Here is a 10839-nt window from a genome sequence, read left to right as displayed (position 1 = left end):
TGCTGTTCATCTCCGTAGCCAGGATGGCTTTCTGCTGGGCATCTACTTTGGCGTAAATCATGCGCTTGCTCTCCGTTTTCGAAGAGCATCGCGCGCTCTAGACTTTTGGTAAAGTTATCAAACCTTTCGAATAGTTACTTAGCATGATCTGGCGGTAGTGGGATTGGACGCGCTCGACGACGACATCCCAACTGTAGTGGGCAAGTAACTTCTCGTGGCCCTGGCGGCCCAGGCGCTGGGCGAAGGGTTCGTCACCGACGATACGCTCGGCGGCGGCGGCCAGCCCGTCCACGTCGGCGAACGAGACCAGCAGGCCGTTCGCGCCGTCATCGACCACGCCGGGGATGCCGCCGGCGCGCACGGCGATGACTGGCACGCTGTGGCTCCACGCCTCCAGCAGAACGATGCCGAACGAATCGCTGCGCGACGGCAGCATCAGGAACTTGGCGCGGCTCAACACGGCGTGCTTGTCGCGGTCGGAAATGACCCCCAGCGGCCGGATGGCGGCGCGCTCCGTCGGGGAGAGACGCTGCCGATAGCGCTTGAATTCAGGCGTGGCGGAGCCGATGAGCAACAGAGCCACGTCGCGCCCCCGCCGGCGCAGGGCGCGGATGGCGTCGGCGGCATGCAGCGCCCCCTTGTCGTAAGACAGCCGCCCGATGTACAGGCCATACGCGCCGCGCGCCTCGCAGTGATCCTCGGCGAAGTAGGGGGAGTCGCGAAAGTCGGCCGGCGGCGCGTCGGCGGCGCTGCCGATCACATCCAATCGATCCGGCCACATGTGGTAGCGGGCCAGTCCCTCGGCCTCCACGCGCGTCAGCACCAGCAGCCGCGCGGCCTCCCGCATCATCCGCAACTGGTGATTCATGGTGGAGTTGAGGGCCACACGGTCGTGCTCGCGCGCGCCCAGGTGGGCAAAGGGAGTGACCGCCAGTGGCGTCCCGGTCTGCTGCGCCCGCCGATAGGCGGCCACCATGCCGCTCTCCCACGAGCCGTTGAAGGCGTGGATGACGTCGGCGTCCAAGTCGGCCAGCGTCTCGGCCAACCCGTCGATGGCCGGCACGCGGCCGGCCATACGCATCAGCCAGGACGATTGGTCGGCCGGCAGGGCGGACAGGAGCACCATGCCCTTGCGCCACAACAGCAGGCCAGGGCGTCCGCCCGGCATGGGGCGCACCGGCCGGCGGATGACGCGCACCCCATCCTCGATCCCGTCCGACGCCGCCGGCGCGCCATTCCAGAAGTCAGCCTCGGCCGTGGCCGAACTGGTCACGACGGTGACGCGCCAACCGGCGCCGGCCAGACCGCGGGCCAGCGCGCCGACGTAGCGCTCGCCGCCGCCGGGAAAGGGAGGGTAGGCGGGGGTGACCAAGACAACGTGGGGCGCGGGGGGGCGGGGGAGCGGGGGAGCAAGGGAGCGCTCGTCTGCCAAGTCCTCAGACATAGCAGGAGTAACGCGCGTGGAGGGTTGCTCACTCATTGAGTGGCCCCGTCCGGCAGGAGGTCGAGTTGACGCAGGTAGCCAGCCCACTGCTGGCGCACCTGAGGCTCCAGGAAGGCCCGCACGCGCCGCGTCTGCCGGGCGATGACGCGCCGGCGCAATGGCTCGTCCTCCACCAGCAGCGCCACCAACTCGGCCAGCGCCTCGTACTCCTTGCGATAGAACAGGATGCCGGCATCGCCCAATGTGTCGGGGACGGCGCTGGAGGCATAGGCCACCACAGGCAGACCGCAGTACATGCTCTCGATGAGCGGCTTACCGAAGCCCTCGTGCTCGCTCATCGAGACGTAGACGTCGGCGCAACGATAGTAGGTCACCATGTCCTGCTGCGAGACGTGGCCGGTGAACTGGACGGCTGATTCGTCCAAACCCAGGCTTGCCACCAACTCCCGCTGCCATTTGCCGTACACCTCGATGTGCTCATTGCCCACCAACGCCAGACGCGCGTCCGGCCGCAGCCGACGCAAGTAGTAGTAGAGCTTGATCAGGTCTTCCTGGCGCTTGTTGGGCGCGAGGCGGCCGACGAACAACAGCAATGGCCCGCCCGCCCGGCAGCGCGCGGCCAACGCTTCATTGAGCGGGCCGTTGTAGCGCTGCTCATCCAACACAATGGGCAGCACGCCCGTCGTCACATAGCCAAGCTCGCGCATCTCGCGCTCGTTATAGCTTGAATCACCGAGAGCCAGCCGCGTGCGCGGTCGCATTTCGGCCAGTTGCGTCCGGCCTATTTTGAGGTTGGCAGCGATATCGGGATTGGAGACGGCAAAGAATTGGGGCGGCGTGATGTTGTGATAGACGAGAATCTGCGGCAACCCCAAGGTCCTCAGCCGTTCGTAAATGCCGGAGCCTACCGCATGGTGGTGGACAACGCATGCCTCGGCCGGCTGAGGGCGATAGTCGCGCGCCGGCCACACCTCCGCCTGAAGCTCCGGGGGAATGGGCCGCTCCACGTAGATCTCGGAGATAAAGCCCAACTCGCGCAACCAGCGGCGAATGGCAAAGATCTGATCGGTCACGGCGTCGCCGACGTAGGCGCCCTCGGTGAATTGGTGCAGAATGCGTTCAGGCATGACGTTCTACGGCGTAGGGGTAGTAAGCGTTTCCAGGATGGCACGGTATTTTGCCATCACGACGTCCCACTGGTAATGCGCCTTGACAAAGGCTTTGCCCTGGCGGCCCATTCTGGCGCGCAGGAGGGGGTTGTCAAGCAGCAGCTTCAGCGCGGTCGCGAATTCGTCATAGGTGTGATAATACAAACCGGCGTTACTCTGCCGCGCCTGGTGCTTCAGGACTTCGCAATGGCCGTTCAACAAAGCCGGTCGTTCCATCAGCCATGCTTCCAGCGCGACGATGGACAGGCTTTCATATTTCGAGGGCACGATCAACACATCGGCGGCGCAGATGGCGTCAAACTTGTCCTGTTCCGAGACAAAGCCCAGCGGGGCAATGTCAGGCCGCGCCGGTAATTCGATAGTTGGCTTGCCTATGAGTACCAGCTTTAACGGCCGCCCTGTCTGCTGGCGGAACCGCGCGAAGTACTCCAGCAGTTCTGGCACATTCTTGCCTTCGTCAATCCGGCCAACATAGATCACGATAGGCTCCTCAATGCCATATTTTTGACGGAACCGCTCGGCCGAGCCGCCTTCGGGCGTATTGACGCCCACACCCACCACCAGCTGCGGCGCGCGGATGTTGGGAATGATCTGGGCGACGAGTTGCTTCTCCGGCTCGGTGTTGTAAAGGATAGCCCGCGCCAGATGGAAGAGCGAGCGGAAAATCGCCAGGCGCAGGTATGGTTCGTCGTGCGCCATGGGAATGAGGATCGCCTTGTCGGGAACCAGTGACAGGCCGAAGTAAGTGGGTGGATAGAGATAGGTGACGAAGATGAAAAGATCGTAGTAGTTGTAGGAGGTGCGGATGTAATCGAAAAGGCGAGCAGAGAAGGGGCCATGATCCTTCATCCACTGATACTCATCGAAGAAGGAATGTGTCCCACGAAAGAGGGCGGCCGTTTGCTCCGGGAAGTCCGGCCGGCGTTCCGCATCTACGGTGAAGCGGTGAATCGTCACGCCGTTTGCCTCGCTGTCGCCGGGTGGATAAGCGTTGGCCCAAGTCTGATGGTCAATGGCGCAGGTCGTGATGACATGAACCTCGGCCATCGTGACGAGGCGTTCGGCCAACCAGCGCGTGAACAGCTCGGCGCCGCCGTTGACCTCCTGGCCGTAGCGTTGAATAACGAAAGCGATCCGCTTTTTCTCTAGCACAGGTTCAGCCCCTCCAACAGGGAGACAAACTGCCGGCGGACGGTCGGCTCCAGGAAAGCTTGCACGCGCTGCCGCTGGCGCTCCACGATACGCCGGCGAAGCGGCTCATCGTCGAGCAATAGATCGATTAATTCGGCCAATTCGGCGTAGTGCTTCTGCCGGAACAGGATGCCGGCTCCGCCCAGCGTCTCGGCCACGGCGGCGGCGGCGTAAGCCATGACGGGCAAACCAAGGTACATGCTCTCAATGAGAGGCACACCGAATCCCTCGTGCTCGCTCATTGAAACGTAGAGATCGACCGACTTCAGGTAGGTGACCATCTCCGTCTGTGACACCTTGCCCGTCAGCGTCAGTCCATCGCTGACATCCAGTTCCTCGGCCAAATCGGTCACCCAGGCGGCATAGCCGGATTGCCAGCGCTCACCGACAAGGTATAAGTGCGCCTCCGGGCGCACACGGCGGAGGAAGTAGAGCAGCTTGACCAGGTCCTCCTGTCGCTTGTTGGCCGCCAAGCGACCAATGAAAAGGAGATTGGGGGCGCGAGAGACAATCTGCCGGGTCAGATCGGGATCGCTGGGTAGTTGATAGCGCCCGGCATACAAAGTAATCGGCAACACCGCTGTCTCGCGGTAGCCTTCCTTGAGCAGTTCCGCGGCATTGAAGCGCGAATCGGCAATGGCTAACGCAGTCTGCGGCCGCAACTGCCCCAGTTGCTCCCGCCCTTGTCGCGCCAGGCGAGCTAGATACGGCTCGGTGTGGTGAAAGAACTCGGGGGGCGTGACGTTGTGGTAGACAAGAATCACCCCCAACCTCTGCCGTAGCAGGGTATCGACCACATCCGAGCCGATACTGTGATGCAAAATGGCGTAATCTTCATCCCGCGCGCGGCGATAGGTTGCCAACGGCCGGACGCTGTCCACCATACCCGACTCGATGTGCAGAGCATACAGGTGGGATACAAAGCCCAATTCGCGCAGCCAGCGGCTGATCGCCAGGGCCTGTTCGGTAATAGCATCACCGGGGGCAGCTCCGGCCAGGAATTGGTGTAGTGTACCCACTACTCGTCAGCCTTTCCGCGGTCGCGCAATCGCCGGACTTCACCGCGGAGGGCTTCCAATTCGGCCTGATGCGCCTGATTAACCCGGGTCAGTTCATTGAGAATGCTGACCAGGTTGATGTTGAGTTGATTCTGCTCGCTGACGGCCTTATTGACATAGAACAGAACCAGCTCGTGCATCTGTCCCCGGATCATGCTCCACAGCCGGCCGAGAACCGGCACGCGCGTGGCTGGCGAGGAGACCAGGACGGGTTGCACCAGAGGTTTGGTGGCCTCGTTCGCCTGCTTCAGGTAGTAGTACAGGTTGGGGTCATACGACATCCCGGTAGGCGGCTCGGGGAAGGTCGAGACGTGGCCGAAGGTGGGCAGCACGAGGTGTAGTGGGCCGAGCTGGGCACGCCGCTGCTCGACTCGCCTTTCAACTTCGGCCACCAAGGCTTCTGACGTCAGTATGTCGTCGTGAATCTCGATCCACGGGCGGTCGGGCCGCGATGACTGTAGGTCTGGCTCAATCATGGCACTGTGATGCGTCGTGGTGACTTCCTATCTGATAAACCTGGCCGCGCCGGAGGAACTTAACGGCGCGGCCGGGCCATGTCAGTCGCTAGTGACGAGGACGCCCCAGAATGTCCAGATGCGACTGGCCGGAGGCGGCGTGGGTGGCAATTATGTCGGCGATACTATCCGGCCGCGGAGATGTCTCGCCCTGGAATGAGATGATGTATAGATCGTACTCTGTCTGTACCATCTCCAGAAACGTTTGTGGGTCGGCGCCGCTGGTCACGTTGAGTAACACCGGTGAAAACTCGAAGACAAGCGAGGGCTTATGCTGGTGGATGACGGACTGCATCCCTTGCCAGACGCGCGCCTCGGCTCCCTCAACGTCCATTTTGATCACATCAATCCGCGGGCAGTCGCGCAATGCATCGTCCAGAGTCACGGCATCGACGCTTTGCAGCGGAACTTGTTCGGCGGCGGCCTCTTCGGGCGTGACGACGCGACCGTTGCTGTCAATGCCGACCGAGGTGAATTGCAGTACCCCCGCCATCTCGGCTACGGCCGCCTGATGGAGTTCCACAACATCCTCGAGGCTATTCTCCGCAAGACTGCGACGGATCAAGTCACAATTGCTGCCGTTTGGCTCAAATGCGATCACCCGGCCGCCCGGCGCGACGATCTTGGCGGCCCACAGGGAGAAGTAACCAATGTTGGCGCCAACGTCAATGAACGTATGGCCCCGCCGCAGGAGTTGCTTCAACACCCGCGTCACGTGCGGTTCGTAGTGCTTATTACGGGCGATGCCCGCGCCGATGAAGTTGTCGTTCAGGCGCACGTACATCTTGAAACCGGGTAGTTCCACCAACTGCGGTTCGTAGCGCCGCCGCTGCAACGCCTTAAACTCCTGACCATTCAGGAAAGCGTCCACCAGGTAGGCGCGCGACATGCCGTGGTTCCTGACCAGATTACTCCAGTAGTTCCAGCTATGCTCATCCGGCTCGCGGTCAAGCAGCAAGTGGTAGCAGGCACGCACATCCTCCGGTGTGGCCCATTCGCTCCGCGCGCCAACCGCGTTCGGTTGGGCAGCGCCCACCGCGCCGCCGAACGCGGCGCCGACGGCCGCTTCGCCGCCGGACGCCGACTGTCCCAGAATGCTCAGCGCCTGCAGGACGTGGTTATCCATTTCTGCCTGCCGGGCGGCGTAGCGATTGATATAGAACACCACTAACTCGTGAACCTTCAGGCGCAGCCGGTCGAGCAGCGGGCCGATGAGTGGTGTCTGGCTGGCGCGGACGTCGAGTTCAACGCCCAGACGGCTCTGTTTTAGGCCGGCCAAATAGAGTTGCTCGTAGTACTCGCTCGGCAGGCTGGTCTGTGCGCGGGGCATTTGCACTTGGTCCGCAAGCTGGCTATCCAGGATTTGCTGGCGCACGTCTTGCATGATTAATTCAACATCCACGGTCTCCGCCGCGGTGTCATGGTCATTCCCATTCATGTCACTCTGACTCCAGAAAGTTCAAGATCAGCGTCGCGGACTCAATAACGACTTCCCGCGGCTTGTGGTCGTAACTGCCTTCCAGGCGCCGGCTGCTCAGGGTTACTTCTTCCGTTTGATAGCCATACCCCTGGCTGTCTAACCAATCGGTGGCGCCAACCCAGACAATTGACCATCCCCTATTCTGCCATGTTTCAATGGTTTCGGCCAACGGCACAGTCACACGCTCCGGCGGCTGGCGCAGGCTGAACACGTCGAAGCCATAGATGAAGCGCAGCGGCGTGCCCCAGATGTCCCCCTGACCAACCGGCGACGGGTCGTTGAACAGGAGAACGGCCCCCGGCGGCAGTTCGCCGGCCAGTTCGTCCACCTGCGCCAGCAGACCGGCGTGGTCGACCTGGCTCACGAAGCCGCGCGCCGCCCAGCCCACGCCGGCCAACCAGGCCACGGCGACCAGACCGACCAGCACCGGGATCAGTGGATAGGGCAGCCGCGTCAGGAGACCCGGCCCGTTCCAGGCGGCCCGACTGAAACCGCGGTGGCCCAGCAGGTAGGCCGCGCCGACGGCGAAGAAGGGCACGACGGCCGGCACGTAGCGCCGCATGACGTAGACGTGGTGGGGGTTGGCGCTGACGTTCCACAGGTACACGACCGCGAAGAGCCAGCCGAGGGCCAACAATAGTCCGACCCGGCGGTCGGCGCGCCACAGTAGCAGCGCGCCGCCGAGCACCCCCAACCAGATACCCAACGGCGTCAGATACCAGCCCAGCCGCGGCCAATTCTCGTGGTTGGTCACCGGAATCTCGCCGGCGCTGAACACGTCGGGGCGCAACGTGGTTGTCGCCAGCGCCGGCCGCAGAAACCACCCGTAGAGCGCGTAGGCCAGCAGCAGAATGACCAGCGTGCCCAGCGCCGGCCGGGTGAAGCGGGCGGCGGCGCGCAACCGACCGGCGCGGCGCGGCAGTTGCCACAAGAAAAAGGCGCCGCCGGCCGCGGCCACCAACACCAGCGGCCAGGCGCGCAGCACCAGGCTCAGACCGTAGCCGACTGTCTCATAAAAGTAGGGCGCGCTCAGGAAGTGGCCGTGCAACAACGAATGGAATATCAGCAGCGCGAAGGGGGCGGCGAACCAGTTATCGGCCTGCCGCCAGCCGCGCGCCCAGCGCCAGACCAGCAGCAAGGCAAAGACGGGCAGCAATACCAGCGTGTCGATGCGCACCAGGAAGACAGCCCCCAAAGCGCAGCCGGCGGTGAAGGCCCACAGGCCAGCCGGCCGGCGCTCGCCCAACCAGCGGCCGGCGCTCCACACGCCGGCCCAGATGAGGAACTGCGTCAGCGCCTCGCTGGTTGGGTAGCGGCCAAACCAGATTTGCAGCGCCGTCAGTGACAGCGCCGCCAGCGCCAGCGCGCCCACCACCGGCCCCCCTGCGTCGCGCGCCGTCAGGTAGACGGCCAGCGTGCCCAGCAGCATCCACAGCCCGGTCAGCAGCAACTCGGCGCGCACGCCAGCCGCGCCCCCGCCGGCCGCGTCGTAGGCGACCGCCTGGAGCACGGGGTGAAAGGGGTAGAACTGCGGGGTCAGGCGGCCCGCGGCGGCGTCGGTGACGTAGAAGCCGGGGAACAGGTAGGAGGCCGCGCCGGGCGTGTTGGGCAGGGGGCGCAACACGGCCGCTTGCAACGCCGGGTCGAGCGCGGCCAGCGTCTTATCGACGACGCGGAAGCCGCCGTGGTGGGCGATCTCCGCGCCCAAGCTGACGTAGACGCCGGCATCCGCGCCGCCATAGATGTACTCGTGGGGCTGGAAGAAGAGCCAGAGCGCGGCGGCCAGCCACAGCGCCAGCATCAGCCACTCCCACGCGACCAGCCGCTCCCCGACCGCGGAGACGATAGCCTCTTGGCCCTTTGCGGCGCGATCTCGACGCTGCCAGATCAGCAGACCGGTGGCCGACGACGCCAGAGCGACCAGCAGCGCCCACCGGCCGAACCAACCAAACTCGGCCAGCAGCAGGGCCAGCCAGCCCGTCGCCACGATCGCCAGCGTCAGCGCGACGAAGACGAGCGCAAAGCTCCAGCGCGCGCCGCGCGGCAGGAAGCTGGCCGTCAACAGCCCGCCCACCAGCCCGGCCAGCGCCACGAGCAGCAGCGTGTAGAGCCAATCAAGCATGGGCGGCGGCCGGCTCCAGAATGGCGTGCAGGAAGTCGAGGTAGGCGTCGGCCACGCGGGGGGGCAGGCAGTAGCGCCGTACGTAAGCCTCGGCGGCCCGGCCGAGTACGTCGCGCAGACCGGCCGACGCGGCGGCGCGGATCATTGCCTCCTGGAGCGCGACGGCGTCGAGCGGCGCGACCTTCAGGGCAGCCTCGTCGGGCAACTCGCTGTACCAGCCGTGGTCGAAGACGATGACCGGCCGGCCGGCGGCCATGGCCCGCAGGGCAATGGCCGATGTCTCGCCCACCGTCGGGTAGCGCAGGTTGACCACCACGTCGGCGGTGTGAATCCAGTCCACGAACACACTCAACTCGGGCGCGAAGCCAACGTGGTGCACCGCCTCACCCAGCCCCAGTTCGCTGATGAGAGCGGCCAGATCGACGTCGGGCCGCGCCTCGCCCACCAACAGGTAGCGGGCGTTGGGGTATATCTCGCGCACACCGCGGAAGGCCCGCAGCGCCAGATCGATCTGCTTCTCGGCCGTGATCTGCCCGAAGCTGCCGAACAGCACCGCGTCCTCCGGCAGCCCCAACTCGGCGCGACGCGACCGGCCCGGGCGCATCTCCACCAGCGCTGGCACAATGGCCAGCGGCCGATCGGGGCGCTGTTGGCGCGCGCGGTCGGCGGCGTAGCGGCTGTGGACGATCAGCCCCAGGCTGGCGTCGATGACCCGCCGGTTGAGCGGCACGTCGAACAGAGGCGCGGCGGCCCGCCCGTCGCGGATGGCTGCCGCCAGCCGGCGGCCCTCAGGGCCGAGGGTGTAGTCCAGTTCTCGCGCATAGCCGTTCCAGTCGGCCCACCCCAGAATGTGGTGGCGAATGAAGTGATGCAAGACGTAGTCGTGCAGCACGACGACGCCAGGGAAGCGCAACAGCATCTCGTAGATGGCCTCGTGCTGGTCGCTATTGCCCATCTGGTACAGCGGCAGGTCGAACTCGTCGCGCCGCGCCGGAAACGCCTCCATCGGCGCAAGGAATATATTGCCAGGCTGACCGCCAACCCCGTACGGGCGGGTTTGAAACCCGCCCCTACCACTGTCCACAAACACCGTCACATCCGCTCGCTCGGCCAGATGCGGCAGCAGTTCGGCGCTGTAGTCGGCGATGCCGCTGCGAGCGGGTGGCAAGGGGCTGAAGTAGGCAATGCGCAACCGGCGGTTGGACGGCGCTAAGCCCTGCCGCAGACCATCCGCGCCCGCGGCGGCGCGGCGGGCGCGGGCGGCCAAAGCGGCGATGTCCCGGTTCAACCGCGTCAGGCCGCGGTCGTGGTCGATGCGGACGGTATCGCGCGCCACGTCGGCGGCCGATTCCGCCCGCGTCTTGACCTCCAGCGCTTCCAGGTTGTCCACCAGCGCGTGGTTGAAGGCGCTTTGCCGCTGCATGACCGACCACACCTGCCAGCGTGCGGCCACATTGCCCCAGGCGCGGCGCAGACGCGCCCCCAGCCGGCCGAATTGGGCTTCGGTGAACTCGAATTCCGTCAGCGTCGCCCGTTGGCGCAGGTTGTAATTGTCGTCGGTCATTCGCTCTGCCCTGCTCCCCCGCCCCCTGCTCCCCTGCGCTTCCGAATCACGGCCTCCAGGTGATCTCCGGGATGGCGGCCGGGATGGCATAGGGGCCGGCGCGCAAGTCGTCGAAGTAGCCATTGACCAGCAGAGCGTTGTAGGAGAAAAGCGCGTGGCCGGCCGCGCCTAACTCACGGGCCGCTGCAATCCGGTCGGCGATCTCGCTGAAGGGCGTCTGGGCCGCGCCAATGCCGGGAATGATGTGGCGGTCGCCACGATTGGCCTGGAAGTCGCTCACCAGCGTGCGCCAGCGT

8 protein-coding genes and 1 pseudogene are annotated in these 10839 nt (G+C 64.9%); all 9 read right to left on the bottom strand.

The genetic code is table 11. The annotated features are described in order from the left end of the window. Window positions 1-97: 97 nt before the first annotated feature. Window positions 98-1444: a glycosyltransferase family 4 protein gene (locus tag ACE3UY_RS05365; protein ID WP_374686523.1), complete on the bottom strand. Its 1347-nt coding sequence runs from the start codon at window positions 1442-1444 to the stop codon at window positions 98-100. A gap of 32 nt (window positions 1445-1476) precedes the next feature. Next, a complete protein-coding gene (locus tag ACE3UY_RS05360) occupies window positions 1477-2571 on the bottom strand; it encodes a glycosyltransferase (RefSeq protein ID WP_374686522.1) in 1095 nt (364 codons plus the stop codon). A gap of 6 nt (window positions 2572-2577) precedes the next feature. Next, a complete protein-coding gene (locus tag ACE3UY_RS05355; protein ID WP_374686521.1) occupies window positions 2578-3765 on the bottom strand; it encodes a glycosyltransferase family 4 protein in 1188 nt (395 codons plus the stop codon). Beyond that, window positions 3759-4823, bottom strand: coding sequence for a glycosyltransferase (locus ACE3UY_RS05350; protein WP_374686520.1), 1065 nt, complete (start codon window positions 4821-4823; stop codon window positions 3759-3761). The genes ACE3UY_RS05355 and ACE3UY_RS05350 overlap by 7 nt, the downstream gene beginning before the upstream one ends. Beyond that, window positions 4823-5338, bottom strand: a complete 516-nt coding sequence (locus ACE3UY_RS05345; protein WP_374686519.1) for a hypothetical protein — start codon at window positions 5336-5338, stop codon at window positions 4823-4825. Before ACE3UY_RS05345 ends, ACE3UY_RS05350 begins: the two co-directional genes overlap by 1 nt. A gap of 88 nt (window positions 5339-5426) precedes the next feature. Further along, on the bottom strand, window positions 5427-6707 hold the full coding sequence (locus ACE3UY_RS05340; RefSeq protein WP_374686518.1) for an FkbM family methyltransferase: 1281 nt from the start codon (window positions 6705-6707) through the stop codon (window positions 5427-5429). A 109-nt stretch (window positions 6708-6816) separates the two neighbouring features. Next, window positions 6817-8979, bottom strand: a complete 2163-nt coding sequence (locus tag ACE3UY_RS05335) for a hypothetical protein (RefSeq protein ID WP_374686517.1) — start codon at window positions 8977-8979, stop codon at window positions 6817-6819. Beyond that, window positions 8972-10543: a glycosyltransferase family 4 protein gene (locus ACE3UY_RS05330; RefSeq protein ID WP_374686516.1), complete on the bottom strand. Its 1572-nt coding sequence runs from the start codon at window positions 10541-10543 to the stop codon at window positions 8972-8974. The genes ACE3UY_RS05335 and ACE3UY_RS05330 overlap by 8 nt, the downstream gene beginning before the upstream one ends. Window positions 10544-10589: 46 nt before the next feature. Continuing rightward, window positions 10590-10839: pseudogene (locus ACE3UY_RS05325) on the bottom strand (hypothetical protein); the annotation flags it as partial.

It is taken from the genome of Promineifilum sp. (SeqCode) (assembly GCF_041918635.1).
GTDB lineage: Bacteria > Chloroflexota > Anaerolineae > Promineifilales > Promineifilaceae > Promineifilum.
This window is presented reverse-complemented; position numbering and strand designations above follow the sequence as displayed.